General features: G+C 67.5%; 29 protein-coding genes and 2 tRNA genes. 21 read left to right on the plus strand and 10 right to left on the minus strand.

Annotated features, from left to right (window positions below; all coding sequences use genetic code 11):
* Positions 1-87: 87 nt before the first annotated feature.
* Positions 88-555 carry a peptide-methionine (R)-S-oxide reductase MsrB gene (msrB, locus tag Q0581_RS06470; RefSeq protein WP_298698733.1) on the minus strand — a complete coding sequence of 156 codons (468 nt, stop codon included), beginning with the start codon at positions 553-555 and terminating at the stop codon, positions 88-90.
* 71 nt (positions 556-626) lie between these two features.
* Positions 627-2,105 (minus strand): hypothetical protein, encoded by a 1,479-nt coding sequence (locus Q0581_RS06475; RefSeq protein ID WP_298698735.1) that lies wholly within the window; start codon positions 2,103-2,105, stop codon positions 627-629.
* Between the two features lie 177 nt (positions 2,106-2,282).
* Between Q0581_RS06475 and Q0581_RS06480 the strand changes: the two genes are divergently transcribed.
* From Q0581_RS06480 to Q0581_RS06490, 3 genes are read left to right on the plus strand one after another with little or no spacing between them, the layout of a single operon-like run.
* Positions 2,283-4,265: an acetyl/propionyl/methylcrotonyl-CoA carboxylase subunit alpha gene (locus Q0581_RS06480; RefSeq protein ID WP_298698737.1), complete on the plus strand. Its 1,983-nt coding sequence runs from the start codon at positions 2,283-2,285 to the stop codon at positions 4,263-4,265.
* Positions 4,262-4,648 carry a DUF805 domain-containing protein gene (locus Q0581_RS06485; RefSeq protein WP_298698738.1) on the plus strand — a complete coding sequence of 129 codons (387 nt, stop codon included), beginning with the start codon at positions 4,262-4,264 and terminating at the stop codon, positions 4,646-4,648. Before Q0581_RS06480 ends, Q0581_RS06485 begins: the two co-directional genes overlap by 4 nt.
* Positions 4,649-4,694: 46 nt before the next feature.
* On the plus strand, positions 4,695-5,228 hold the full coding sequence (locus Q0581_RS06490) for a DUF805 domain-containing protein (RefSeq protein WP_298698740.1): 534 nt from the start codon (positions 4,695-4,697) through the stop codon (positions 5,226-5,228).
* Positions 5,229-5,232: 4 nt separating this feature from the next.
* On the opposite strand, the gene lipB is transcribed toward Q0581_RS06490, so the two are convergent.
* Entirely contained in the window at positions 5,233-5,916 is a 684-nt protein-coding gene (lipB, locus tag Q0581_RS06495; RefSeq protein ID WP_298698742.1) for a lipoyl(octanoyl) transferase LipB, read from the minus strand.
* Positions 5,917-5,989: 73 nt separating this feature from the next.
* Here lipB and Q0581_RS06500 point away from each other — a divergent pair, with 73 nt between their 5' ends.
* From Q0581_RS06500 to Q0581_RS06530, 7 genes are all read left to right on the plus strand, one after another.
* Positions 5,990-6,241 carry a FliM/FliN family flagellar motor switch protein gene (locus Q0581_RS06500; protein WP_298698744.1) on the plus strand — a complete coding sequence of 84 codons (252 nt, stop codon included), beginning with the start codon at positions 5,990-5,992 and terminating at the stop codon, positions 6,239-6,241.
* 65 nt (positions 6,242-6,306) lie between these two features.
* Positions 6,307-6,393 (plus strand) — tRNA-Leu (locus tag Q0581_RS06505).
* Positions 6,394-6,454: 61 nt separating this feature from the next.
* Positions 6,455-7,867, plus strand: a complete 1,413-nt coding sequence (mgtE, locus tag Q0581_RS06510) for a magnesium transporter (RefSeq protein WP_298698745.1) — start codon at positions 6,455-6,457, stop codon at positions 7,865-7,867.
* A gap of 70 nt (positions 7,868-7,937) precedes the next feature.
* Positions 7,938-9,359 (plus strand): glycoside hydrolase family protein, encoded by a 1,422-nt coding sequence (locus Q0581_RS06515; protein WP_298698747.1) that lies wholly within the window; start codon positions 7,938-7,940, stop codon positions 9,357-9,359.
* 43 nt (positions 9,360-9,402) lie between these two features.
* The gene (locus tag Q0581_RS06520) at positions 9,403-10,566 is read left to right on the plus strand and encodes an isovaleryl-CoA dehydrogenase (RefSeq protein ID WP_298698749.1); all 1,164 of its coding nucleotides are present in this window, start codon (positions 9,403-9,405) and stop codon (positions 10,564-10,566) included.
* 31 nt (positions 10,567-10,597) lie between these two features.
* Positions 10,598-10,786 (plus strand): DUF3008 family protein, encoded by a 189-nt coding sequence (locus Q0581_RS06525; protein ID WP_298698751.1) that lies wholly within the window; start codon positions 10,598-10,600, stop codon positions 10,784-10,786.
* 48 nt (positions 10,787-10,834) lie between these two features.
* Entirely contained in the window at positions 10,835-11,509 is a 675-nt protein-coding gene (locus Q0581_RS06530; RefSeq protein WP_298698753.1) for an exopolysaccharide biosynthesis protein, read from the plus strand.
* Between the two features lie 431 nt (positions 11,510-11,940).
* On the opposite strand, the gene Q0581_RS06535 is transcribed toward Q0581_RS06530, so the two are convergent.
* The 3 genes from Q0581_RS06535 to flbT form a co-directional block, all read right to left on the minus strand.
* Complete coding sequence (locus Q0581_RS06535) at positions 11,941-12,774, minus strand: flagellin (RefSeq protein ID WP_298698754.1); 834 nt, start codon at positions 12,772-12,774, stop codon at positions 11,941-11,943.
* Positions 12,775-12,968: 194 nt separating this feature from the next.
* Entirely contained in the window at positions 12,969-13,331 is a 363-nt protein-coding gene (gene flaF, locus Q0581_RS06540) for a flagellar biosynthesis regulator FlaF (RefSeq protein WP_298698756.1), read from the minus strand.
* Positions 13,312-13,713, minus strand: coding sequence for a flagellar biosynthesis repressor FlbT (flbT, locus tag Q0581_RS06545; RefSeq protein ID WP_298698758.1), 402 nt, complete (start codon positions 13,711-13,713; stop codon positions 13,312-13,314). Before flbT ends, flaF begins: the two co-directional genes overlap by 20 nt.
* Before the next feature lie 131 nt (positions 13,714-13,844).
* Between flbT and Q0581_RS06550 the strand changes: the two genes are divergently transcribed.
* From Q0581_RS06550 to Q0581_RS06585, 8 genes are all read left to right on the plus strand, one after another.
* Complete coding sequence (locus tag Q0581_RS06550) at positions 13,845-15,644, plus strand: tetratricopeptide repeat protein (protein WP_298698760.1); 1,800 nt, start codon at positions 13,845-13,847, stop codon at positions 15,642-15,644.
* A 36-nt stretch (positions 15,645-15,680) separates the two neighbouring features.
* Entirely contained in the window at positions 15,681-16,115 is a 435-nt protein-coding gene (locus tag Q0581_RS06555) for a hypothetical protein (RefSeq protein WP_298698762.1), read from the plus strand.
* Positions 16,112-16,312 carry a hypothetical protein gene (locus Q0581_RS06560; RefSeq protein WP_298698763.1) on the plus strand — a complete coding sequence of 67 codons (201 nt, stop codon included), beginning with the start codon at positions 16,112-16,114 and terminating at the stop codon, positions 16,310-16,312. The genes Q0581_RS06555 and Q0581_RS06560 overlap by 4 nt, the downstream gene beginning before the upstream one ends.
* Positions 16,313-16,376: 64 nt before the next feature.
* Complete coding sequence (locus Q0581_RS06565) at positions 16,377-17,249, plus strand: MoxR family ATPase (RefSeq protein ID WP_298698764.1); 873 nt, start codon at positions 16,377-16,379, stop codon at positions 17,247-17,249.
* A gap of 82 nt (positions 17,250-17,331) precedes the next feature.
* The gene (locus tag Q0581_RS06570) at positions 17,332-18,171 is read left to right on the plus strand and encodes a methyltransferase type 11 (RefSeq protein WP_298698766.1); all 840 of its coding nucleotides are present in this window, start codon (positions 17,332-17,334) and stop codon (positions 18,169-18,171) included.
* Between the two features lie 157 nt (positions 18,172-18,328).
* On the plus strand, positions 18,329-18,922 hold the full coding sequence (locus tag Q0581_RS06575) for an HD family hydrolase (RefSeq protein ID WP_298698799.1): 594 nt from the start codon (positions 18,329-18,331) through the stop codon (positions 18,920-18,922).
* Between the two features lie 2 nt (positions 18,923-18,924).
* Entirely contained in the window at positions 18,925-19,857 is a 933-nt protein-coding gene (locus Q0581_RS06580; RefSeq protein ID WP_298698767.1) for an NAD regulator, read from the plus strand.
* A 79-nt stretch (positions 19,858-19,936) separates the two neighbouring features.
* Positions 19,937-20,026 (plus strand) — tRNA-Ser (locus Q0581_RS06585).
* Positions 20,027-20,282: 256 nt separating this feature from the next.
* Here the strand turns inward: Q0581_RS06585 and Q0581_RS06590 are convergent.
* The 4 genes from Q0581_RS06590 to Q0581_RS06605 all read right to left on the minus strand — a co-directional run bounded on the left by Q0581_RS06590 (position 20,283) and on the right by Q0581_RS06605 (position 22,989).
* Positions 20,283-21,893, minus strand: coding sequence for a recombinase family protein (locus Q0581_RS06590; RefSeq protein WP_298698769.1), 1,611 nt, complete (start codon positions 21,891-21,893; stop codon positions 20,283-20,285).
* Complete coding sequence (locus tag Q0581_RS06595) at positions 21,890-22,315, minus strand: DUF2924 domain-containing protein (RefSeq protein WP_298698770.1); 426 nt, start codon at positions 22,313-22,315, stop codon at positions 21,890-21,892. Before Q0581_RS06595 ends, Q0581_RS06590 begins: the two co-directional genes overlap by 4 nt.
* On the minus strand, positions 22,312-22,704 hold the full coding sequence (locus Q0581_RS06600; RefSeq protein ID WP_298698772.1) for a DUF3489 domain-containing protein: 393 nt from the start codon (positions 22,702-22,704) through the stop codon (positions 22,312-22,314). Before Q0581_RS06600 ends, Q0581_RS06595 begins: the two co-directional genes overlap by 4 nt.
* Before the next feature lie 105 nt (positions 22,705-22,809).
* The gene (locus tag Q0581_RS06605) at positions 22,810-22,989 is read right to left on the minus strand and encodes a hypothetical protein (RefSeq protein ID WP_298698774.1); all 180 of its coding nucleotides are present in this window, start codon (positions 22,987-22,989) and stop codon (positions 22,810-22,812) included.
* Between the two features lie 162 nt (positions 22,990-23,151).
* Here Q0581_RS06605 and Q0581_RS06610 point away from each other — a divergent pair, with 162 nt between their 5' ends.
* The 3 genes from Q0581_RS06610 to terL are packed head-to-tail and all read left to right on the plus strand — an operon-like array spanning position 23,152 to position 26,391.
* Entirely contained in the window at positions 23,152-24,480 is a 1,329-nt protein-coding gene (locus tag Q0581_RS06610) for a DNA modification methylase (protein WP_324523888.1), read from the plus strand.
* Complete coding sequence (locus Q0581_RS06615) at positions 24,480-24,881, plus strand: DUF5681 domain-containing protein (protein ID WP_298698800.1); 402 nt, start codon at positions 24,480-24,482, stop codon at positions 24,879-24,881. Before Q0581_RS06610 ends, Q0581_RS06615 begins: the two co-directional genes overlap by 1 nt.
* A gap of 4 nt (positions 24,882-24,885) precedes the next feature.
* Positions 24,886-26,391, plus strand: coding sequence for a phage terminase large subunit (terL, locus tag Q0581_RS06620; RefSeq protein WP_298698778.1), 1,506 nt, complete (start codon positions 24,886-24,888; stop codon positions 26,389-26,391).
* Positions 26,392-26,395 lie beyond the last annotated feature (4 nt).

The following is a 26,395-nucleotide window of genomic DNA, read 5'->3' on the forward strand; positions in this document are numbered from 1 at the left end:
TCCCGAAAGGCGATCAATTGCGAAATCGCAATTTCCCAACGGTTAGCCGCTGAACGCCCCACAGGCAAGAACGAGGGTTTCCGAGTGTCAGGCCGCGCCGTCGCCGCGCCCCAGCGGGTCCGGCAGGGCTTCCCCCTCTGGCACGAAGCTCAAGGCGACCGAGTTGATGCAGTAGCGGTCGCCGGTGGGCGGCGGGCCGTCGGGGAAGACATGGCCCTGATGGCTGTCACAGCGGGCGCAGCGGGTCTCGATACGGATCATGCCATAGCTGGCGTCCCGCACCGGGCGGACATGGGCCGGATCGACAGGCTGGGTAAAGCTGGGCCAGCCGGTGCCGCTCTCGAACTTGGTCGCGCTGCGGAACAGGGGCAGGCCGCACTGACGGCAGCAGAACACGCCGGCGCGTTTCTCGCCCAGCAAGGTCCCGCAGAACGGCGCCTCGGTGCCGTGCGCCAGCAGGACGCGCTTTTCCTCGGGCGACAGAGCGGCCTCCAGCGCATCGCGCTCGGCCTCGGTCGGCGGGGTCAGGTCATAGCCGGCGGCGGATCGGGTCATGCGTCTGAAATAGGAAGGGCCGGGCAAGGGTTCCACCCTGCCCGGCCCCGCAGTCGTCGCGAACGACGATCTTACTGGAACAGCGTGCCGACCCAGGTCCGCACCGCGGTCTCGTCCGCCGGGTTGCCGGTGTAGGCCAGGCCCTGCGCGGGTTGATAGGGCTGGTTGTCGCCGCGCTGGCGGGTGGTCCAGGCCTTGTGGCCATAGCTCAGGTCCGCATAGTTCGACGGCAGGCGCACCACGGTCGGCTCGATGAAGATCGAGTCCACGCCGGTGGTCGAACCCGCCAGACGCACGTTCGGCAGGCGCGTCAGCATGTCCAGCACATCCAGGCAGCCGCCGGTGCAACCCCCGTCGACCAGCACCACCACCGGCCCCTGAACGGGGTTGGCCGCGCCGGTGTCTTCGGCCAGGGGGCGGCCCGGCATGGCGAAGGTCTGCTGGCCGGCGGCCAGGGCGGCGTCGAAGGCGGCCACGATGGCGGCCGTCTGTTCGATCACCGACGCCGATTCCTGCACGAAGCGCGGATCGGCCTGCATGCGGGCCAGGGTGTCGACGAACCACTGACGGTTGGCCGGGGTGGCGCGATAGGTGATGGTTCCGGCCTCGGGCTGGCGCGGGGCGGTGAACTCAGGCGTCCAGATGCGGTTGGCCAGGCCATAGCCGCGCGCCGTCGCATTCATCGACGAGCCTTCGGCGCCGCGCAGATCGATCACGAAGCCCTGGGGCCCGCGCAGGGTCTGCACCTGGCTTTCGACCTGGCCGAAGAAGCCGGCCCAGTCGGCGTTGTCCGCCAGCGAATGCACATTGATCCACGGGCGGCCGTTGATCGTCTCGATCGCCAGGGGGGTGGCGCCGGGCGTATAGACGGCGCCACGATAGGCGGCCTCGATCTGGGCCGCGTCGATGGGCTGGATCTTCAGCTCATATTCGCGCTCGCGGCGGCCCTGACGGAAGGTGCAGAACTGCGGCATGCCGGTGGCGAAGGTGTTGTTGCGGTTCCACAGCAGATAGGGCGCCGTGCGCACCCGGCCGGATTCAGTGTTCAGATCGCCTTCCCACAGGTCCAGCTTGGACCGCGCCAGATCTTCGGCCGAAACGCCGTTGCACGACACCAGGACAGAACCGATCGGCGGGGCGCCACGCAGGCCCTGGCGCACATAGGCGACTTCATACTGATTGCCCGACCAGCGGGTGGTGAAGCCCGGCCAGGCGATGGCGAAGAACGGCCCCAGACCTTCGTAGGTCGGACGGATGGCGATGTTCCCGTCGCGGAAGCCGTTGGCGTAATAACGCATCAGATAGGCGTGGGTGTCGCCACTCTGGACCTGACCGGCCTTGCCCTGGGCCTCGGCCAGGCCGGCGTCCAGCCAGCTGCGGAAACGGTCGCCGGCGGCGCCCGGAATCACGGCGGCGGGGTGGTTGTCGCGCAGTTGATCATGGGCGGCCTGCAGATCCTGGCGGGCCAGGGTGCGGAAGTCCTGAGCCTGCGCCGCACCGGCGACGACGGTCAGGGCCAGGGTGGAAGCGGCGGAAATCAGTCGAAGCATAGGATGGATCGCTCCAGGGAGGGGTCTTACTTGCAGGCATGCGTTAAACCCCATCCACGACACGCTTGCAAAGCCCGCACGCCTGCGACGTGTTCGTCCGGGTTTACTCGTTCCCATGCGCGTCCTAATCCGGGGCGGCCCGGCCACGACCGGCGGGGCGGTCGGGCCCGCTGTCGCATGTTCAAGAAAATCCTCATCGCCAACCGCGGCGAGATCGCCGTCCGCATCATCAAGACATGCCGGAAAATGGGCATTGCGACGGTGCAGGTCTATTCCGAGGCCGACGCCGGCTCCCTGGCCGTCGAGATGGCGGACGAGGCGGTGCTGATCGGCCCGGCCCCGGCGGCCCAGTCCTATCTGCTGGCGGACAGGATCATCGAGGCGGTGCGGCAAACGGGCGCGGAGGCGATCCACCCCGGCTTCGGCTTCCTGTCGGAAAACGCCGGCTTCGCCCGACGCCTGCGCGACGAGGGAATCGCTTTTATCGGCCCGAACCCCGAGGCCATCGAGGCCATGGGCGACAAGATCACGTCCAAGAAATTCGCCGCCGAGGCGGGCGTCTCGACCGTGCCGGGCCACATGGGCCTGATCGAAACACCCGAGGAAGCCGTGCGGATCGCGCGTGAGATCGGCTATCCGGTGATGATCAAGGCCTCGGCCGGCGGCGGGGGCAAGGGCATCCGCGTGGCCGAGAGCGACGCCGACATGGCCGAGGGCTTCGCCGTCGTGAAGGCCGAGGCGTTGAACGCCTTTGGCGACGACCGGGTCTTTCTTGAGAAATTCATCGTCGATCCGCGCCACATCGAGATTCAGGTGCTGGGCGACAAGCACGGCAATGTCGTCCACCTGTTCGAGCGTGAATGCTCGATCCAACGTCGCAACCAGAAGGTCATCGAAGAGGCTCCCTCTCCCCTGCTGGACGAAAAGACCCGCGCCGAGATGGGCGCCCAGGCCGTCGCTCTGGCCAAGGCGGTGAACTATGACAGCGCCGGCACGGTCGAATTCGTCGCCGGCCAGGACAAATCCTTCTATTTCCTGGAGATGAACACCCGTCTTCAGGTCGAGCATCCGGTGACCGAGCTGATCACCGGCGTCGATCTGGTCGAACAGATGATCCGCTCGGCCTGGGGCGAACACCTGGCGTTCAAGCAGGACGATCTGAAGATCGACGGCTGGGCCATCGAAAGCCGCATCTACGCCGAAGACCCCTATCGCGGCTTCCTGCCGTCCATCGGCCGACTGGTCCGCTATGAGCAGCCCGAGGAAGGCGATCAGGGCGACTACACGGTCCGCAACGATTCCGGCGTGCGCGAGGGCGACGAGGTGTCGATGTTCTATGACCCCATGATCGCCAAACTGTGCGCCTGGGCGCCGACGCGCGACGGCGCCATCGACGGCATGGCGCGGGCGCTGGAAGACACGCATCTGGCCGGGGTCGGCCACAACATCCCCTTCCTGTCGGCGGTGATGGACCAGGACCGGTTCCGATCCGGCGCCCTGACCACCCGATATATCCAGGACGAATTCCCCGACGGCTTCCACGGCCTGACGCCGTCGCGGGCTCAGGCGGACCAGATGATCGCCGCCGCCTGCGCCATGAACGAGATCGCGGCCGAACAGGCCGGCGATCCGTCGGACCGCACCGACTGGATCGTGATGATCGACCGCGAACCGCACGGCGTCAGCCTGTCCTATGACGACGACGAGGCGTTGATCCTGGACCTGACGGGTCAGGATCGGTCGCTGCGACTGGAAGCCATCGACTGGCGTCCCGGTCTGGCTCAGTTCCGCGCCGTGCTGGACGATCAGCCCTTCACCGCCGAGGTGAAGAAGACCGCCGACGGCTGGGACATCCGCCACCGCGCCGCCCGCGCACGCGTGCGGGTGCTGAGCCCCCGCCATGCCGAGCTTTACGCCCGCCTGCCCGAGAAACAGGCCGCCGACACCTCGAAACAGGTGCTGTCGCCCATGCCGGGCCTGGTCGTCTCCATCCCCGTCGCCGTGGGCCAGGAGGTCAAGACTGGCGAGACCGTGGCCATCATCGAGGCCATGAAGATGCAGAACATCCTGAAGGCCGAACGCGACGGCGTCATCAAGACCATCGGCGCCCAGGCGGGCGACCCGGTCGCCGCCGACGACGTGCTGGTGGAGTTCGAGTGAGCGCGGCCGAACGGCTGGGCGACCTTTACCTGACCGCGTCCGGCCGGATCGGGCGGCGGGCGTTCGTGCTGGGCCTCGCGCCCTTGGCGGCGGGCTGGGCGGCCCTGATGTTGCTGACGCCGGATGCGCCGTCTTGGGCCGGGCGACTGGTCGCGGCGATCCTGCTGTATCTGGCGGCCTGCGTGACGGCGCAGCGGCTGCATGACCGGGGCCGGGCCGGATGGTGGATCTGGCCGCTATTGGGCGCCGTGGTTGCGGCCTGGATTTGGCGCGAGACGCCGTTCGGCTGGGCGTTAGGCGTCCTGCTGCTGGCGCCCCTGGCCGATCTGGCCCTGCGGCCGGGCCAGGTGACGTTCAACCGCTATGGCGCGCCGCCGGCTTGACCGCTTCCAGTCTCGTCTTTCACAGTGATGGGGGGAGGACGATGACATGGCCAAGACGAACGCCTTTTCCGAGATGCTGAGCTTCAAGGGGCGCATCGGACGCGGTGAATGGTGGCTGATCGGCTTCGGCTTTTCGATCTTGCAGTCGGTTGCGGCTTTCGCGGCGGCCACTGTTCTGATCGGCGCCGAGCATTTCGGCCCGGCCTTGAGAGAGCATCCGGTCTTTCACCAAATCCAGTTGGCGTTGGCGGCTCTGCTGTTCTGGCCCATTCTGGCGGCGTCTGTGAAACGCGCCCATGACCGCAGCGGCCCCGGCCTTCTGCCCTTCGTCTATATGGTGGCCAATCTGACCTTCCTGGCGATCCAGGTCTTTCAGCCGCAAATGTTCGAGATCGATCCGGCGGCCACGCCGACAACGCCTCAGCTTTTGCTGGGACTGGTAGGAATAGCTTTCATCCCTCTGGCGATCTGGCTGGTGATCTCGCTGGGATTACTGCCGGGCAAGAAGGGGGCGAACCGATACGGCCCTTCGCCCAAAGGGTCGGGACGCCACGATTATCAGGCCCCGCGCATCGACTGAGGCCTCAGACCGGCGGCGCGGCCTCGGTCACCTCGCCGAACACCGACTGAAACGCCGCCTTCAGGGCCGCGTCGGCGTCGTCCATCGAGGCGGTCAGGCCCAGGTCCAGCAGGCTGGTGACCCCATGTTCGGCGATGCCGCACGGCACGATGCCGGCGAAATGGTCCAGGTCGGGGTCCACGTTCAGGCTGACGCCGTGGAAACTGACCCAGCGGCGCACCTTGACCCCGATGGCGGCGATCTTGTCTTCGCGGCTCCAGCCCGCCCCCTTGCGCTCGACCCAGACGCCAACACGGCCGTCGCGCACCCCTGCGAGCACGCCCAGACGATCCAGCGCGCCGATGATCCACCCCTCCAGCCCGCGCACGAAGGCCCGCACGTCACGCCCGCGCCGGTTCAGGTCCAGCATGACATAGGCCACCCGCTGCCCCGGCCCGTGATAGGTGAACTGCCCCCCCCGCCCCGTGCGATGCACCGGAAACCGGTCGGGCATCAGAAGGTCGGCGTCCTTGCTGGACACCCCGGCGGTGTACAGGGGCGGATGCTCCAGCAGCCAGACCATCTCGGCCGCCTGGCCCTCGGCGATGGCGGCCACGCGCGCCTCCATGAACGCCACCGCGTCGTCATAGCCGACGGGGGCGGTGGAAACGGCCCATTCGACGGGCGGGCTTAACGGCTGGGAAAGCATGACGCTTCAATGTGGTCGGAGAGTGCGCCGTGCAAGTCCCTGCCCGGTCATCATCTCTGCAGTCGGGTTGCGCATGAGTCAGATCGAAGCCGTCGATGTCGAACTGTCCGTCGTGCTGGGCCGTTCGGTGCTGCCGATGTCGCAACTGCTGAAGATGGGCCGGGGCGCGGTCATTCCGCTGAACGCCTCGGAAAGCGACGAAGTGTGGATTCTGGCCAACAACCACCCCGTGGCGCGCGGCCAGATCGAGATCCGCGACGACCGCATCGCCATCACGGTGACGCGCCCGGCCGACGTTTATGATTTCATGGCGGGGGCGGCGTAGGGCCGCCGGCCACTGGCCACTTCCCTTTCAGTTCCGCCTCCGCTATCTCCGCGCCTCCGATGCGAGCGGTCGTGGCGGAATTGGTAGACGCGCAGCGTTGAGGTCGCTGTTCCTTAACCGGAGTGGAAGTTCGAGTCTTCTCGACCGCACCATCGACTTTGAAGGACGGATTCATCGGCTGAACAGCTGATCGACAGGACAGGGAGGCCCCGCGTGAGCAACACCGCAACCGCACCCCTGCCCGAATCCGATATCGAGATCGAAGAGCATGAGGCGCTGGACGAGGACTATGTCCTGACGCCCGCCTTCGTGGAAAAGGTCGTCGACGCCGCCGACGATGGCGACGGGCTGCGGCTGCGCGGCCTGCTGGAAGACCTGCACCCGGCCGACGTGGCCGATCTGATGGGCTTTCTGACGGCCGAACATCGGGCGGTGACGGTGCTGTGGCTGCCGCCGGACCTGCTGGCCGAGACCTTGCCGGAACTGGACGACGGCATCCGTGAGGAGGTGCTGGAGCGCGCGCCGCACGGCACCCTGGCCGAGGCTCTGCAGGAGCTGGATTCCGACGACGCCGTCGCCGTGGTCGAGGAAATGGAGGACGACCAGCGCGAGCGGGTGCTGGCCGCCATGCCCGACGTCGAACGGGCCGCCATCGAACACGCCCTGGCCTATGCGGAAGAAACCGCCGGCCGCCTGATGCAGCGCGAGGTGATGGCCGCGCCCCAGTTCTGGAACGTCGGCGACACCATCGACCACGTCCGGGCCCAGGGCGAGGACCTGCCCGAGCTGTTCTTCGACATCTATGTGGTCGATCCGATGAACCGGCCGGTCGGCGGCGTGCCGATCAGCCGCCTGCTGCGCGCGCCGCGCACGACCGCCCTGACCGAGATCATGGAGCCGGTGAACGAGATCGCCGTCGATCAGGATCAGGAAGAGGTCGCCTATGTCTTCGAGAAATACCACCTGATCTCGGCGCCGGTCATCGACGACGGCGGTCGCCTGGTGGGCCAGATCACCGTCGACGACATCGTCAACATCATCCAGGAAGAGAACCGCGAGGACATCCTGCGCCTGGCCGGCGTGCGCGACGAGGACCGCGGCTCGTCCGTGCCGGAAATCGTGCGTGGCCGCGCGCCCTGGCTGGTGATCAACCTGGCCACCGCCGCCCTGGGGGCCAGCGTCATCGCCTGGTTCGGCGCCACCATCGAACAGATCGTGGCCCTGGCGGCGCTGATGCCCATCGTCTCGGCCCTGGGCGGCAATGCGGGGACGCAGTCGCTGACGGTCACGGTGCGCGCCCTGGCCACGCGCGAGCTGAACAGCTCGAACGCCCGACGCACCTTCGTGCGCGAACTGATGGTGGGTCTGGCCAACGGCCTGGTTCTGGCGCCCCTGATCGGGGTGGCGGCGGGGCTGTGGGCCTGGGACTGGCGCATGGGGGCGGTGATCGCCGTGGCCATGGTGCTGAACCTGCTGGTGGCGGCCACGGTCGGGGTGCTGACGCCCCTGACCCTGTCCAAGCTGAAACAGGACCCGGCGGTGTCTTCGGCGGTGTTTGTCACGGCCACGACAGACTTTTTCGGTTTCCTGATCTTCCTGGGCCTGGCGACGGCGGTTCTGCTGTAGTCGTTGCGGCCCGGCGCTTGCTCCATCCCCTGTGAGGCGAACGATTCCGTCTCGATTTGGGTCAATCCAGGTGTCCGACGTCACGTCCAGCCGCATGAAGGTCTCCCGCGAGGGGATCGTGCTCATCAAGAGCTTCGAGGGCTTCCGGCCCCAGGCCGTGGCGCGGCCCGAGGGCGGCTGGGTGATCGGCTATGGTCACACCGCCTCGGCGCGTGAGGGGCTGACCGTCGGCGAGGCGGACGCCGAACTGCTGCTGCAATACGACCTGATGCCGGTGGTGAAGGCCCTGCATGAGCGGGTTCAGACGCCGCTGAACCAGCACCAGTTCGACGCCCTGGCCAGTTTCGCCTTTTCCCTGGGGGTCGAGCGCTTCCTGGCGTCCGACGTGCTGGAGCGGATCAACGCCGGCGCCCCCCATGACGCCGCGGACGCCCTGTTCGGATGGCCCGAGCCGGCCGGCGCGGAAACCGCCCTGCGTCGTCGCGCGGCCGAGCGCGCCCTGTTCGTCGCGGCGCCCGAGACGCCGGTGACCCTGGCCGACCTGCTGGCCGCGCCCCTTCCCCTGCCCGCGTCGTCGGCCCAGCCGGAGCCGGAGCCGCAGCCCGAACCGCAGCCCCTGAGCGCATCGGAAGACGCCCGCGCGGCCGCCCTGGCGCATCTGCTGGGCGAAGCGGAGCCTGCGCCTCTGGCAGAACCGACGCCGCCGCCCCCCACGCCCGCGACCACGACGCAGGATCCGCAGTTCCAGCGTTATTCGCCCTATCAGGCCGCCGTGATCGGCCCGCTGCCGTCGCTGGAGCCGCAACAGAGCGTAGCGGCCGTCAGCCTGGCGCCCCTGGCGATCAGCCCGGCCTCGCCTCTGGCGGTCGAAGCCGCCAATGACGTCGACCAGACGCCGACGCCTGCGCCGACCCATATCGAGCCGCCGACCGAGCCGGTGTTCCCCGCCAGCGCCGCCCAGGCCGAGGCCCAGAATGAGGCCCAGGTCGAAACTCAGGCCGAGGTTCAGATCGACACCGCGCCGGCCGTCGCAGACGAACCGGTGACGCCGCTGGTCATCGAACCGGCCGCGCCCGAACCCCTGGTCCTGACTCCGCTGACCGAAGCCGAGGCGGCGACCGAGGCTCGTCCTCTGTGGACGCCGGAACAGCGCACGTTCGGCGAGGCCGCCGCCGGAACCACGAACGAAACGGCCGAGGCCCTGTTTGAAGACGGCGAGGCCGCCCTGGGCCCTATCGTGCGGCACGAGGCGGAAGAGACGCCCGAGCGGGGCGTGAACCTGGCCGAAGCCGGGGCCTTCATGCTGATGGGCGGCATCGGCCTGGTGTCGTTCGGCGCCGCCATGGCCGCCTTCCGCCGCGCGGCGATGGAAGGCTCCGCCGGCGACCAGACGGCGCTGATGGGGTGGGTGCTGCTGGTGATCGCCCTGATCTGCGTCGGGGTGTCGGCCTTCAACCTGTACCAGCGCTGGGGCCGGGCCGAGGTCGAATAAGGGCGCTTTGCGCGCTCGCGCCGGGGGTGCTAACCCCGCCGTCATGAGCATTCCCTTCGCGCCCCAACCCATGGAATTCGGCCTGGGTGAAACCGCCGACGCCATTCGTGACACCACCGCCCGCTGGGCCGCCGACCGTCTGGCGCCGCGCGCGGCCGAGATCGACGAAAGGAACGAATTCACCCGCGACCTGTGGCCCGAGATGGGCGAGCTGGGCCTGCACGGCGTCACGGTGGAAGAAGAGTTCGGCGGCCTGGGCCTGGGCTATCTGGAACACGTCGTGGCCATGGAGGAGGTGTCGCGCGCCTCGGCCTCGATCGGCCTGAGCTACGGCGCCCACTCGAACCTGTGCGTCAACCAGATCCGCCGCTGGGGCACCGACGAGCAGAAGCAAAAATACCTGCCCAAGCTGATCAGCGGCGAACACGTCGGCTCGCTGGCCATGTCGGAGGCCGGATCGGGTTCGGACGTCATGTCCATGCGCACGCGCGCCGACAGGAAGGGCGACCGCTATGTCCTGAACGGCACGAAATTCTGGATCACCAACGCCCCCCACGCCGAGACCCTGGTGGTCTATGCCCGGACCGGCGACGGCAACGGCGGCGTCACCGCCTTCCTGGTCGAAAAGGGCATGAAGGGGTTCAGCGTCTCCAAGAAGCTGGACAAGATGGGCATGCGCGGCTCGGACACCGCCGAACTGGTGTTCGAGGATTGCGAGATCCCGGCCGAGAACATCATGGGCGGCGAAGGGCGCGGCGCGGCCGTGCTGATGAGCGGCCTGGACTATGAGCGGGCGGTGCTGTCGGCCGGGCCTCTGGGCATCATGCAGGCGGCGCTGGACGTGGTTCTGCCTTACGTCCGCGACCGCAAACAGTTCGGCAAGGCGATCGGCAGCTTCCAGCTGATGCAGGGCAAGGTGGCCGACATGTACGTGGCCCTGAACAGCGCCCGCGCCTATGTCTATTCGGTGGCGCGCGCCTGCGACCAGGGCCTGACCACCCGCTATGACGCGGCGGGCGCCATCCTGCTGGCCAGCGAGAATGCGGTGAAGGTCACGCTGGAGGCCGTCCAGGCCCTCGGCGGCGCCGGCTACACCAAGGAATGGCCGGTCGAACGCCTGGTGCGCGACGCCAAGCTGTACGACATCGGCGCCGGCACCAACGAGATCCGCCGCTTCCTGATCGGTCGGGAACTGCTGGGGTCGTGAGGGTTTCCTTCTGCGGAAGGAGCCTTACGCCATGCCTGCCAGATCCGCCGCCCAGCAGAAGGCCGCCGGCGCCGCCCTGTCGGCCAAGCGCGGCGATATGCCCAAGTCCAAGCTGAAGGGGGCGTCACGGTCGATGGTCGAAACCATGACGGAGACGCAGTTGGAAGACCTGGCCGCCACACCGCGCAAAGGCAAGCCCGAGCACGTCGGCGACCACTGATCGCATCTTGCGGATTGTTAAGTGGCGTTGGGAGCAGGCCGTCCCTAAATGCTGGACCAGCCTCCCTTCCCCGCCGAGCGCGTCATGCCCGATTACGATTATCAGAGCGACGCGCGCACCTTTTCGCAGGTGCTGGAGGACATCGGCGCGCGCGATGAGCCCAAGCTGTACCTGGGCGAACTGGTCAACGCCTTCGGCGAGCGCGGCTTTGGGGCGATGATGGTGTTCCTGGGGCTGTTGAACGCCCTGGCCTCGCCCATTCCCGGATCGACCACGGTGCTGGGGGCGCCGCTGCTGTTGATCTGTTTGCAAGGGCTGTTTCTGCGCGACCAGCTGTGGCTGCCGCGCTGGGCGCTGAAAAGCAGCCTGCCGCGCGAGGAGTTCCGCAAGGTCACGGCCCGCATCAGCAAACCCCTGAAGACGATCGAGCGCCTGTCCTGCCCGCGCTGGCTGTTCATGACCAACGAGGTTTCAGAGGTGCTGATCGGTCTGGCGACCAGTCTGCTGACCGTGATCGTCATGCTGCCCATCTTCGGCGGCAATCTGTTTCCGTCGCTGTTCGTGGCCCTGTTCGGCTTCGGCATGATGCAGCGGGATGGCGTGGCCGTGGCCCTGGCCTGGGTGGGAACGGCGGGCTTCGCCGCCTTCGTCTGGCTGGCGTGGGAGATCATCAGCCGCATCTTCCTGGCGACCATGGGCTGGTGGTCGCAGGTGTTCGGATGAATGAAAGGGCCGCCGCGTCGCCGCGACGGCCCCGACATTGTCTGACCGCGAAACGGTCAGCCGAAACCGAAAGCCTGAAAGGTCAGGCCCAGGCCTCCACCGAGACCAGGGTCGCGGCCACCGCACGCGATTGATGACAATGAGACACTGGATCACCTCCTTTCACGACGCGCCCCCAATCGAGCGCACGAGTCAGAGGTAAGAGCAGTTCGCCGGCTTCGCCAAGCCGGCTCGCCCTTTCGTGATGACGCGCGGGGAAAGCCTGCGCTCAAGCAGCGAGGGACCGCGTCCCGAGCGATAGCGCAATAAACAGCCCTCGCGCTCAAGCAGCGAGCGCCCGCGGCGCGAGCGTTAGCGCGGCGCACAGCGCCCAACAGAAAACGCCGGAGGGGGCGAACCCCTCCGGCGTCGTCCTTGAACCTGAAGGCCGATCAGCCGCGGAACAGCGACAGGACCAGCTGAGGGGTCTGGTTGGCGATGGACAGGGCCTGGACGCCCAGTTGCTGCTTCGTCTGCAGCGCCTGGAGCCGGGCGCTTTCCTTCGCCAGGTCGGCGTCGACCAGATTGCCCACCCCGCTTTCCAGAGAGTCCGTCAGCTTGCCGACGAACGTCCGGTGGGTCTCCAGCGCCTTGGACTTGGTGCCCAGACGCGCCAGGGCGCCCGAGACATTGTCCAGCGACGCATTGACGGCGGCCAGGGACGCCGTCGCCCGCGACAGGGTGGTGATCGACTGCGTCGCGCCCACGGTGACGATCGTTCCGCCCAGAGCCAGCACCTCGGCGCCGACGGTCATGGAATTCGTGCCGGCGGCGTTGGCCAGAGCCTGGAACCCGGTGGCGCCGGTCTTCAGCAGGTTGACCCCGTTGAATTCGGCGTTGTTGGTGACGCTGGTGATCTGATCACGCAGCGCCCGGAAATCTTCGTTCAGCGCATTGCGCGACGCGGTTTTCAGCGACGCATCGGTCGCCGCCAGAGCCTTCTCCTTCATCTGCAGCAAGAGGTCGGAGACCGTCTCGCCCGCCGCCATGGCCACATCGACCGCAGCGATGCCCCGGTCGAGCGACTGTTTGACCGCCCCCAGGGCGCCGATTTCGGCGCGTTGCCCCTGGGCGATGGCCCAGATGGCGCCGTTGTCCTTGGCCGATGCGATCTTCTTGCCGGTGTTGATCCGGTTTTGGACCGTGGCCAGGTCGGCGTTGGTGGCGTTCAGGTTCTGGAGCGCGATCATCGCGCCCACGTTCGTGTTCACCGAGCTCGAGAGCATGCGGCATCCTTCCATTCTGGTCGGTTGAAACGGCCTTCTGGCCGCGGAACCGGTTCTGGTTCGCACGCGCACACGCAAGAAGCGGACCTGAAAATGCCCGCCTTTAATCTCTGGATTTCAGTATCTTACATGCTAGGCGACACTCGCCCGGCAGGATCGACCCGGCGACGGCGTCACAGATTGCCTAGTGGGCGTCAGGCGGCTTCCTGGGCGCCGGCCAGGCCCTGCATCACCATCTTGTTGATGTCGATCAGAGGTTCGAAATCCTCGCCCTCCTGCATGATGGCCGAGGAGTGGCGGTTCACGAACAGGCTGATCGAGATGATCTGGGCCCGCAGGGGCTTGTTCAGGGCGTTGTCCGGGTCGCTGCAATCGGTCGCCAGCGCCGACCATAGACGCCGGTTCCAGTCCAGGGCGTCGATGCGGGTCTGGACGTCGTTGCGATCAACCGTTGACGCATGCACCAGCGCCCGCGTCACCTGTCCGAACAGCCGGTATTCCATCTCGCGCGGGGACTCCGCGCGGGCGGCGGCGGTCTTATAGGCCTGAAGCGACATTCGCGACCTTGTCCTCGTATTCCACCAGTTTCCGGGCGGCCAGCAGGGCCTTGTAGTATTCGCGCGCCAGCACGTGCTTGGAGGCGGCGACGCAGTCGGCCATGGCCTCGGGATTGCGGGTGGCGGTCATGAACTCGGTCACGCGGGTGGCGAATTCGTCGTACAGCTTGGGCGCCTGGTTCTCGTCGATGTACATCATCATGACGGGGAAATAGATGCGCCGCGCCGGGGTGGTCACCTCGTCGACCTGCATGATGTCCTTTTCGCGCAGGACATTGGCCTTGTTCTGCAGAATCAGAACGCCGCGACGGTCGCCGTTCTGGACGACGGCGCCGTTCAGAACGAACTTCTCACCCGGCTTCAGCGACAGCTTCAGCGGCATCCGGCAGGACTCCCCCCTTTGCCCGGCCCAACCTAGGGACGGCGCATTGAGCAAAGGCTAAACAGACGTGGTTAACCATGTCTTGTGATGTGGGCAGGCAATCAGGGGCGTCCGCCTGTACGAGCCGCTTCATGATCGATCTTACCGACCTCGCCCATGCGCTTCAGCCGGCCGCTCAGGGAACGGCGGGCGATGCGGCCTCGCCCGAGGCCCTGCGCCGCCTGGCGCGGGATCTGGCCAGCGGCCGTCTGCGCAGCGGCCTGGCCGTCCAGAAAAAGGCCGTCGAGAAGCTGAGGGCCGCCCTGGCGGCGGTCCAGGCGCATGACTATCACCTGGGGGCCAAACGCTGCCTGGAAGCCCTGGATCTGGACGAACGCAATGGTCTGGCGTGGCACATCCTGGCCATCTGTCAGGAAAAGGCCGGCGAGGTGGGCCAGGCGCTGAACGCCTATGAGGCCGCGCTGAAACTGCTGCCGCACGAGACGGAGGTGGCGCACGACCTGGGGCGTCTGGCCCAGCGGCTGGGCTATCTGGAGATCGCGGAAAAGCTGCTGGTGAAATATCTGGCGGCCAATCCGGGCCATGTGGACGCCACCAACAATCTGGCCTGCGTGCAGCGCGACGCGGGCCGTTATGACGAGGCCGTCGCCACCCTGCGCGACCTGATCGCCATCGAACCCGGCAGCGCGCTGTTGTGGAACACCCTGGGCACGGTGATGAGCGACCAGGGCGACATGCACAACGCCCTGATCTTCCTGGAAGAGGCGCTGCGGCTGGACCCCGACTTCGCCAAGGCCCGCTACAACCGCGCCAATGTGCGCCAACCGCTGGGCGACGAAGAGGGGGCGCTGGCCGATCTGATCGCCGCCTATGAGGGCGCCGAGCCGGGCTATGAGCAGGCGATGATGACCATGGCGCGCGCCATGCTGCTGATGGGGATGGGCCGCATACCCGAAGGGTTCGAGGCCTATGAGGCGCGGCTGGACCCGTCGATGCCCGAGGCGATGCGCGTGGTGGTTGACGCCCCGCGCTGGGATCCGGCGACGACCGACATCGCCGGCAAGCGGCTGCTGATCGTGGGCGAACAGGGCATCGCCGACGAAATGATCTTCGGCGGCTGCATTCCCGACGCCATCGACGCCGTCGGACCGGACGGACAGGTCTATCTGGCCGTCGAGGCGCGGCTGGTCGACATGTACCAGCGCAGCTTTCCCCGCGCCGTTGTCGGCGCCCACCGGGCGGTGCGGCTGGAAGGCCGGCTGACCCGCTTCTGCCCCTTCATGGAAGACCTGGCCGAGGCCGAAGGGATCAAGGCCGACGCCTGGGTTCCGATGGCCAGTCTTCTGGCGCAATACCGCCGCAGCCTGGCGGATTTCCCCGACACGCGCGGCTATCTGAAAGCCGATCCGGCGCGGGTGGCGCATTGGAAGTCCCAGCTGGAGGCGCTGGGCCCGGAACTGAAGATCGGCCTGCACTGGAAGAGCCTGGTGCTGACCGGCGTGCGCTCGCGTTATTTCTCCAGCTTCGAGCGGTGGAAGCCGGTGCTGACCACGCCCGGCTGCCGGATGATCAATCTTCAGTGCGGCGACGTGTCCGACGACCTGGCGGCGGCCCAGGCGGCCGGGGTCGAGATCTGGACCCCGCCGATCGACCTGAGGAACGATCTGGAGGATGTGGCGGCCCTGTCCGTCGCCTGTGATCTGGTGGTGGGGCCGGGCATTGCGGGCACCAATCTAGCGGCGACGACGGGCGCGCGCACCTGGCTGATCCATGCGCCGGACGACTGGCATCTGATGGGCACGGACCGCTACGTCTTCTATCCGCATGTGCGGACGTTCGCGACGGGCGGCTTCGACGGCTGGCCCCGCGCCATCCAGGCGGTGCGCGATGCGCTGGACCAGGCCGTGGCCGGCGGCTGGAACGACGGCTGACATCCGGGCGTTGCCTTCCTGAACAGGAGCGACGCCATGCCGGCCATCGAAAGCGACCGCGACGAGCAGGACCAGTCCGAGGTCTTCGACGAGACGCATCTGGACGACGAAGGCGACGGCGACCTGCTGCTGGACGAGGCGGACGACGTGTTCGACGTCACCCAGGCCGACGGCGACGCCGACGAAGACGATTTCGACGAGGACGACCAGGATCTGGGCGACGTCCTGGCCATGGACGGCATCGAGGCCAAGGCCGACGCCCTGCTGGGCCTGGACAGCCCCCAGGTTTCCGAAATCGACGCCGACGGCGACCCCGGTTCGGCCCCCGACGAGGTCGAGCTGGTCTATGCCGGCCTGATGCGGAACCAGCGCGGCGCCCAGGCCAGCGCCGCCCATTGGGAGGCCAAACGCCTGTCCGACGACGACATCGCCGACCTGGGCTATGGCCCCGACGAGGAGACGACCCGATGACCACCCCCCGACCCGAAATAGACACCCGCGGCCCCGACACGCCCCACGCCCGCCGCGCCGAGCGTCAGGACGGCAAGCCGGATCAACTGCGTGACAAATCCGGCCTGGCCGAAGACCGCCAGGAGGCCCTGATCGACGAGGGCGTCGAGGAAAGCTTCCCCGCCAGCGACCCGGTTTCGGTCAAACGCATCACCTGATCGTTGTTAACCCGCCGTCTCCTGGGCTAGGGCTGTAGACAGTCACAGTCCGGGGATACGGGGAATGCAGGATCAGGGCGCGCGGTTCGAAGGCACCGCCAGCTATATCGCGACCCACGATCTGAAGATCGCGGTCAACGCCGCCGTGACGCTGGAACGGCCCCTGCTGATCAAGGGCGAGCCGGGCACCGGCAAGACGGTGCTGGCCTATGAGATCGCCGCCGCCCTGGATGCGCCACTGATCACCTGGCACGTCAAATCGACCACCAAGGCCCACAACGGCCTTTATGAATATGACGCCGTCAGCCGCCTGCGCGACAGCCAGCTGGGCGACGAGCGGGTGCATGACGTGCGCAACTATCTGCGCCCCGGCAAGCTGTGGGAGGCCTTCACCGCCCCGGTGCGGCCTGTGCTTCTGATCGACGAGATCGACAAAGCCGACATCGAGTTCCCGAACGACCTGCTTCAGGAACTGGACCGGATGGAGTTCTATGTCCACGAGACGGACGAGACGATCCGCGCGGCCGTGCGCCCCATCGTCATCATCACCTCGAACAACGAGAAAGAACTGCCCGACGCCTTCCTGCGGCGGTGTTTCTTCCACTACATCCGCTTCCCCGACGAAGAGACGATGAAGGCCATCGTCGAGGTGCACTATCCCGGCATCAAGCCGCGCCTGGTGGGCGAGGCGCTGAAGACCTTCTATGCGCTGCGCGACACGCCGGGACTGAAGAAGAAGCCCTCGACGTCGGAACTGCTGGACTGGCTGAAGCTGCTGATGGTCGACGACATCGACCCCGCGACCCTGCGCGAGCAGGCGGCCGGAAAGCTGATCCCGCCCTTGCACGGCGCCCTGCTGAAGAACGAGCAGGATGTGCATCTGTTCGAGCGGCTGGCCTTCCTGGGCCGTCGCGACGGCGGCCGGCCCGGCGCCTGACGCCACATCGCGGACGCGGAGCCGACATGCCGATTACTGCGATTTCACTGGATACGCGCGTCGGAAGGCGCAGGATGGGGTCATGAAACGGTACGCCCTGCCCCGTTCGATCCTGCCGCTGGCCGCCGTTCTGGCGGCCGCCACGGCCCTGACCGCCTGCGACCAGCCCAATGTTCGCATCACGACCACCAGCACCGGTTCAGAAACCCGGTCAGAGGGCGTGCTGAAGGTGGTCGATGCTCTGCAATGCCCGGAAACCCAGGGGGTTCTGACCCGCAAGGGCTCGGCCGAGGCCGGGGGTCTGGTCTGCATCTACGCCGGACCCAAGGGCGCCGAGGTCAATCTGCATCTGGTGCGGCTGGACGGCCGGCCGGCGTCCGAGGCGCTGAAGACCTTTGAGACCGAACTGGCCGCCGCCCTGCCCCAGACCCACGCCGACCTGGCCGCCCATGCCGCCGACCGTCGCGCGGCCGAAGCGGATCGCCGCGCCGCCCAGGCCGACCGTCGCGCCGCCCAGGCCGACGCCGAGGCCGCCCAGGCCGATTCCGCCCGCGTTCGCCTGCCCGGCGTCAGCATCGACGCCCACGGCGACAAGGCGCGCGTGCGCATCGGCGGCCTCAGCATCAACGCCGACGACGCCGGCGGCACGGTCGATATCCGCACCGACGACGAGGCCGTCAGCATCAACGCCACCGACCGCGGCGCCGAAATCCGCACCCGCAGCGGGGGCGACGCCACCCGTTCGACCTGGATCCTGACCAATGGCGACGAGGCCGCCCAGGGCTGGCGCATGGTCGGCTATGAGGCGCGCGGACCGGCCGGCGGCCCCCTGGTGGTGGCGACCGTCCGCACCAAGGAGAACGATCACGACACGGTGCTGGATGCGGCCAAGGCGCTGGTGACGCTGAACGTCGGGCGTTGATCCGGCCCGATGGTCCCCAGGCCATCGTCGTGCAGAGCTTGATCCGACCGGCCGGATGCGTCACCTGACCTGCCCAACCGCAGGATCCGAGACTTCTTTGGCCGACGCCCCCTCCAAGACCGCCGCCCGATCCAAGCCGCCCCGCGCGTGGCAGCGCATGCTGTCGGGCCGTCGCCTGGACCTGCTGGACCCCTCGCCGTTCGATATCGAGGTCGAGGACATCGCCCACGGCCTGGCCCGCGTCGCCCGCTGGAACGGCCAGACCATTGGCGAGCACGCCTTTTCCGTGGCCCAGCACAGCGTGGTGGTCGAGGAGATCACGGCCCACCTGAAACCCGGCATCGATCCGAAATGGCGTCTGGCGGCCCTGCTGCACGACGCGTCGGAATATGTGATCGGCGACATGATCTCGCCGTTCAAGTCGGCGCTGGGCGTCAACTACAAGGCGTTCGAGGCGCGGTTGGAAGGCGCCATCCATGTGCGCTTCGGCCTGCCGCCCAAGACCCCGCCCGCGATCAAGGCCCTGATCAAGAAGGCCGACAAGGCCTGCGCCTATTTCGAGGCGACGCAACTGGCCGGCTTTTCGCACAAGGAGGCGCTGGGCTTCTTCGGCGCACCGCCGGCCGGCTATGATCTGGTCATCGACCCCCTGCCGGCGTCGCTGGCCCAGGAACGTTATCTGGACCGCTACCGCGTACTGGCCGAAGCGGTCGGCCTGATCCCCGCCGCCGACGCCTGGCACACGGAATAGGCATGGGCGGGGGCGGCGACAGCACCGGCGTCCGCATCGGCCTGTCGGCCGTGGTCATGGCCCTGCATGACCGCCAGGCCGTCGTCCTGACCATCGGCGAAACCGAGGCCGAGGCCGCCCTGCCCTTCGGCCCCTTCGATCCGGCGGCCGACCGCACCTTCGAGCTGGCCCTGCGCGCCTTCGTGACGGCCCAGACCGGCTTTCGCCTGGGCTTTGTCGAGCAGCTCTACACCTTCGGCGACCTGGGCCGCGCCTCGCCGCGCGCCACGCCGGGGCCGGAACGGATGCGCGAGGTGTCGGTCGGCTATCTGGCGCTGACGCGCGCCGCGACCGAGACGCCGGCCGCCCGCTGGACCCCCATCTTCGACATCTTCCCGTGGGAGGATCGCCGATCCCCCGACGCCGCGCTGATGGATCGCATCGCCGCGGACCTGACCGCCTGGGCCGGAGCCGAGCCGCGACGGCAGGCGCGGGTCCAGACCCTGTTCGCCCTGCGGCCCGGCCTGCGCTGGAACGAGGAGCGGGTGCTGGACCGCTATGAGCTGTTGTACGAGGCCGGCCTGGTGACCGAGGCCGCCCGCGACCGCGACGAACCCCCGCCCGCTGCCTTGGGCCGCGCCATGGCGTCCGACCACCGCCGCATCCTGGCCACCGGCCTGGGCCGCCTGCGCAGCAAGCTGAAATACCGGCCGGTGCTGTTCGACCTGGCGCCGGAGACCTTCACCCTGTTCGAGCTTCAGGCCGCGGCCGAGGCGGTGTCGGGCCTGCTGCTGCACAAGCAGAATTTCCGCCGGGGCGTCGAGCGCTCGGGCCTGGCGGCGCCGACCGGCGTGATGTCGGCCACCGGCGGGCGGCCCGCCGAACTGTTCCGTTTCGCCATTCCCGACCCCCAGGGGGCGCCGGCGGGGGGACTGCCCCTGCCGACCTTGCGATAATTTTTCGTCGCCCGCTTGCAGGGCGGCCCGGACGCCCGTAGAGAAGCCGTCCTTCAACCAAGCCTACTGAAGGCCTCGCGGAGAGGTGGCAGAGTGGTTGAATGTACCGCACTCGAAATGCGGCGTGCGTGAAAGCGTACCGGGGGTTCGAATCCCCCCCTCTCCGCCACCGGCCCCCACCGACATATCTCCACCGGCCCTTGCCGGCGATAAGTCGCTGATAAAGCGCAAATTCCTACAGTCATCGCGTCGAAACTGCCCGGCCTAAACAGGCGTCACCGGGCCGATTTCACGCGTTTCCGGCCCGCAGTCTCCACGCCGCGAATTCCGACGACGGTTTTCCCTGCTATCAGGGAATTTATCAGGGAATTTCATTTTCGGGCCGCGACCAGCAGGGCGCCGCGAAGATCCGACCCGGTCTTCGGTCAATGAATGGCCGCGAACCCGAACACGTGGCGCTGCTCGCTCCAGGCCAGCGGCATCTCGGTCTTCACGAGATGCTCCAGGGTCAGGCCCACCGGCTGGCGGCCTTCGATGATCGCGGACTGAATGTCAGGGGCCAAAAAGGCCAGCCTGACCAGCTGGCGCAGGTAGTTGTGAGCGAGCGCTTTCTCGGCGCCGCCGGCGACGATGGCGTGCGCGCGCCGCAGCCCCTGAACCAGCTTGGCGTCCGGCGCCGGGTTACGGGCCACCGCCGAGCCGTCGGCCGTGGCGATCCAGGTGCGGCCCCCGCGAAACACCGGGCGGCCGGGGATGATAAGATCCAGCTTGTTGACGCGCTCGCCAACCTCGACAAGCTTCTGACCGCCGAGCAAACCGGCTTGGGCCTTAGCCAAGCCAGCCGCGCTCAACTCGCCGCGCGGCAAGCGAACCACGATCCGATCCGTCCCGATCGTAACCCGGTCTATCTTCTCGCAGATAGCCGCCCATCCGTCGGCCGGCTCGGTCAGGCCGCAAGCCGCAAGCCGCTCCATGACCACCCCTTCAATGACGCCGGCTGGAACGCGACGGACAATTTCGCGGTCCAGCTTGGCCCCCTGCCCGACCTGCAGAGGCTGGGAGACGTAGTAGCGATAGCGCCTTCGGGACTTTCCGTAGGCGATGGCCGGGGTCATTGGCAGGCCATCCGCATCCACGATCTTGCCGGCCAGGGGCGAGCCCTGAAGCTGCAGCGGGCGCTTCCGTCGATGCGAGGTGTTGGCGTCCAGCGAAGCCTGCACCTCGGCAAACAGATGGGGATCGACGATGCCGGGGTGGGCGCCCGGGTAGGAGGCGCCCTTATGCGTCACCTCGCCGAGATAGACGCGGTTGCGCAGCAGATGGAACAGTGCGCCGCGACTCCAGGCCACGCCGCCCCGGGTGGAGCCCGATCGGCTGGTCTTGACCGCTGTCACCACGCCCTCGGCGTCCAGCTCGGCCTTCAGCCGATGGACCGAACCGAGGGTCAGATAGCGGGCGAACAGCCCCCTCACCTGCTCGGCCGCGCCCGCGTTCACCACCAGAGCCCGGGTAGCGGGGTCAGTAGGCAGGTCGTAGCCGAACGGCAGGTTGCCGCCCATCCACATCCCCTTCTTCTTGGAAGCGGCGATCTTGTCGCGGATGCGCTCCCCCGTGACCTCGCGCTCGAACTGGGCGAAGGACAAGAGGACGTTCAGGGTCAGCCGGCCCATGGAGTTGGTGGTGTTGAACGCCTGGGTCACCGACACGAAGGAGACCGACCGGGCGTCGAACCGCTCGACGATCTTGGCGAAGTCGGCGAGGGACCGGGTCAGGCGGTCGACCTTGTAGACCACCACGACGTCAATCATGCCGCGATCGACGTCCTGCATGAGCCGCTGGAGGGCCGGCCGCTGCAGGGTTCCCCCCGATAGCCCGCCGTCGTCATAGATGGTGGCCAGCGCTTTCCACCCCTCGCCAGCCTGGGATAGGACATAGGCCTCGCAGGCCTCGCGTTGCGCATGCAGGCTGTTGAAGGCCTGATCCAGCCCCTCCTCCGAGCTCTTGCGGGTGTAGATGGCGCAGCGGCTCGCTGTCATTTCGCCGCGCCCTCCCGCTGGCCGAAGAAGCGAGGGCCGTTCCAGCGCGTGCCGGTGATCTCGCGCGCGATCACCGACAGACTGTCGTAGCGCCTGTCCTCGAATAGGAAACCGCCTTCGATCACCTCGACATCGCAGCGTCGGCCCTTCCACTCCCGGGTCAGCCGGACGCCGGGGGTCAGGACGGGACCGGGCGGTTTCAACTGCCCGGTCCCACGCACCGTCTTCAGCGTCGCCTTGCTCAGGCCGCCCGCCGCCTCGACCTGGATGTTCCAGGTCAGGATCCGGCGCAGCAGATCGGCCGATCGGTGGCGCGGCGCGGGCGGACCGAACCGATCCACCCACGCCACTCTCAGGTCCTGGAGGCTCGCCGCCTCCAGCGCCTTCACCTCGGCCTCGGCCAGGATTACGGCCTGTCTCACGGCCGCGCCTCCGCCGCGCGATAGCGCAGGACGCCATCGACCAGCTGCGAGGCCACGGGCGCGCCCAGTTTCTTCTTCACGGCCCCCGCCAGCGCGCCCCGGACCGAATGCCGTTGCCAGCCAGTAGCGGCGACGATCTCATCCAGGCTCGCGCCGTCGGGTTGGCGCAGCAACGCGATCACCGTGTCGATCTTGCTGATCTTCTGGCGAGAGAGAACGATCTTCTCGCCAGCCGGCGGGAAAACGGCCTCGAAATCCGCGTTCGTCCGGTGCAGGGCGGCGACCACCTCGGCCTTCATCTTGCGGGCATACCGGCGGGGGATGGGGGTAGGCTTCATGCGCCGCTTGGGGCGGCTCTTGGCGTCGGGCAGTTGCACGATATCGGCCATGGGGTTTGTCTCCGTTCCGGGGCGATCAGCCGCCCCTACCGAGACAAGCCCGCTTGGCGGGCATGGGCGTCAGAACGCTTCCTTTCGGGCAGAAGTCGAGCGGCTTCAGTCGCGAATGTCCAACATTTGGCCGGACAGCTCGGCGGCGCGGCGGCAGCGTGCGTCGATCTCGGCCAATCGGTCGGACCGGCCGGCCATGGCGCACAGCTCGGCCGTGGATTCCAGAACTTCCAGCAGGAGCTCGAACAGAGAGTCTTGGTCGCCGTGTACAGCTTGAGCATTCATGTCGGGTAGGAATGCTTCCGGTGCGCGCGAAGTCGAGCGAACTCTTGGACCACCGCCACGAATCATGGATGATTTGTCTCGCCAGCGCGTTCGGATCGTCCGACACGCGCCGACGGCGGGCTCCTTGGAGAACGATAGTGTTGATCACCAAGGAAGGCCATTTTGTTCACCCGCCCGATTACCGCCCCCCAGCGGCTGCCCGTTACGCCGCGCCCCGTCGCCGGCCTCAAGGTTCCTAAACGCCAGGTTCGGGACCATCCTCCTAAGCAGATCGAGCTGATCAGGAAGTCCATCCTGCGCGTGGGCTTCACCGTCCCCCTGGTCATCGGCACGGACGATCAGGTCCTGGCCGGCGCGGCCCGGCTGGAGGCGGCTCGGGCCCTGGGCATGGTCGAAGTCCCGACCGTCTCCCTGGCGCATCTGCCCGAGGCGGACCAACGCGCCTATCTGCTGGCCGACAACAAGCTGGCCGAGATGGCGTCCTGGGACGACGACATCCTGAAGCTGGAACTGGCGGAGCTGTCCAGCCTGGACCTCAGCTTCAGCCTGCAGGACCTGGGCTTCGAGACCGCCGAACTGGATCTGTTGCTGGCGTCGCCGGAGACCGACGACGGGGCCGCCCAGGATGCCGTGCCCGAGTTGGCCGAGGTCGCCGTCACCCGGCTGGGCGACATCTGGCGCCTGGGTCCGCACCGGCTGGTGTGCGGAGACGCCCGGGATCCGGCTGTGCACACCGCGGTGATGCAGGGCGAAGCCGCGAGGATGGTATTCACCGACCCGCCCTACAATGTTCGGATCGTGGGCCACGTTATGAAGCGCGACAGCGGCCGACGGGAATTCCCGATGGCCAGCGGCGAGATGACGCCCGCCCAGTTCACCGAATTCCTGAGCCAGACCTTGGGCGCGGCGGCTGGCGTGTCGATGGACGGGTCGATCCACTACGTCTTCATGGATTGGCGGCACATGGCCGAGATGCTGGCCGCCGGTCAGTCCGCCATTGGCGAGCTGAAGAACGTCTGCGTCTGGGCCAAGCCCAACGCGGGCATGGGCGCCTTCTACCGCAGCCAGCATGAGCTGGCCTTCGTGTTCAAGAAAGGCCGTGTCCCGCACGTCAACAATTTCGGCCTGGGCGAGCATCGCTATCGCACCAACGTCTGGAAATACGACGGCGCCTCGGGCTTCCATGGCGAACGCGACGCCGACCTGGCTCTGCACCCGACCGCCAAGCCCGTGGCCATGGTCGCCGACGCGATTCAGGACGTCAGTCACCGCGACGACATCGTTCTGGATCCCTTCGGAGGCTCCGGCTCGACCCTGATGGCCGCAGACCGCACCGGGCGCCGCGCCCGGCTGATCGAACTGGATCCGCTGTACTGCGACGTCATCTGCCGCCGCTTCATCGCCGCCGGCGGAACGGCCGTGCTGGAGGGCAGCGAGGCGTTCGACGTGGTCGCGGCCGAACGGCTGACCGCCATCGGAGAGGCGGCGTGATGGGCAAGCACCGCAAACCGCCGCGTGGCCCCAAGGGTCCGGATGAAAGGGACTATGACGTGGGATATAGCAAACCGCCGGAAGGGACGCGGTTCAAGAAGGGGCAGTCTGGCAACCCCTCGGGGCGGCCGCCTAAGAAGCCGAGCCTGGCGTCCATCTTGAGTGAGGTCGCCTATCATCCGGTGCGCGTCGAGCGAGCCGACGGGGTGAGCTCCATTCCCCTGATCCACGCTGCGCTGCTGGGCGGGTTGCAACAGAGCGCCAAGGGCAAGGGCTCAGGGATCGCCAAGGTCGTCCTGGAGCAGATGGAACGCCACGGGGTGGGGATGGACGCCAGCGACCAGGACCTGAGGTCCATCGATCAAGAGCTGTTCGACCGCCTGATGTCCGAGCGGAAGTAGCACGATGTCCGCCCCTTTGCCGGGACTGCCTCGTCCCAAAGAACCCACCGCCGAGGAAATGGCGGCCGCGGTTCGTCACGCTTGCCGCACCGAGTTCGAGTTCTTCGCCCGTCGGGCGTTGGCGGACGTTTTGCCGGAGTTCATCGACAACTGGCACGTCAGCGCGCTCTGTAATGTCGGCAGTCGTATCGCCGAGGGCGAGCTGATGCGCGGTATCGTCAATGTGCCGCCCCGCGGGCTGAAGTCGGTCATCCTCTCGGAGATCCTGCCCGCCTACCTGCTGGGCAGAAACCCGGCAGCCAAGATCATTTGCGTCAGCTATAGCCAGGACGTGGCCGAACAATTCGCGGTCAAGACACGCCGCATCATGCAGGCGGATTGGTATCGACGCCTGTTCCCCGACACCCGCCTGGAGAGCGCCGCTTTGGCGAACCTGCGCACCACGGCGGGTGGCCATCGGATGTCGACCTCGGTCGGCGGAGCCGTGACCGGCTTCGGGGCCGACCACATCATCTTGGACGACCCCGTCAAGGCCGACGACGCCAACTCCGAGACCGTTCGGAAAGGCGCCAACAGCTGGATCCGCTCGACGCTGATGTCGCGGTTCAACGATCGTCGCACCGGTCAGATGCTGGTCGTGGTGCAGCGTTTGCACCAGGACGACGTCGTCGGCATGCTGCAGGAGTCCGGCGATTGGGAAGTCCTGTCGATCCCCCTGATCGCGCCGCAAGACCAGACCTACGACCTGGGACGCGGCCGTACCTACCACCGCCGGGCGGGCGAACTGCTGCATGCCGTTCGCGACACGCCCGCGACCGTCGAGGAAACGCGGCGCGCTTCGGGGTCCCGCAACTTCGAGGCCCAGTACCAGCAGGAGCCCACCCCGCCCGACGGCTCGGTGTTCAAGCGGAAGTGGCTGCGCGATTACCCTGCGCCATACATCCATCAGCGCGGCGACCGCATCATTCAGAGCTGGGACATGGCCAACAAGACGGGCCACGGCAACGACTGGTCGGTCTGTGTCACCGCCGCCGTCAGGCGATCCGAGGTCATCGTGATCGACGTATTCCGCGACCGCCTGGCGTTTCCGCCTCTGAAGAAGAAGGTGATCGCCCTGGCCCTGGAATACAGCCCCGAGAAGCTGTTGATCGAGGACGCCGCCGCAGGAACGCAGATGATCCAGACTTTGCAGGCTGATCAACCGCGAGGGGTGCCGCTACCCATCCCCATCAAGACGGACAAGGACAAATACAGCCGCGCTGACCGGGCCGCCGCCAGGGTGGAGAGCGGCGCCCTGTTGTTGCCTGACCGAGCGCCCTGGCGCGAAGCTTTCGTTGGCGAACTGCTTGGATTCCCATCGGCCCGTCACGATGACCAGGTGGACGCCCTGGTTCAGTTGCTGATCCATACCGAGGCCGGCCGTCCGCCAAGGTTGGATCCCGAAATGCTGGCCGGCCTGCAAAAAGAGCCCGACCTGATGAACGAGATCATCGGCGGACGCTGGTCCTAGGGAT

It is taken from the genome of uncultured Brevundimonas sp., assembly GCF_937863155.1.
Taxonomy (GTDB): Bacteria; Pseudomonadota; Alphaproteobacteria; order Caulobacterales; family Caulobacteraceae; genus Brevundimonas.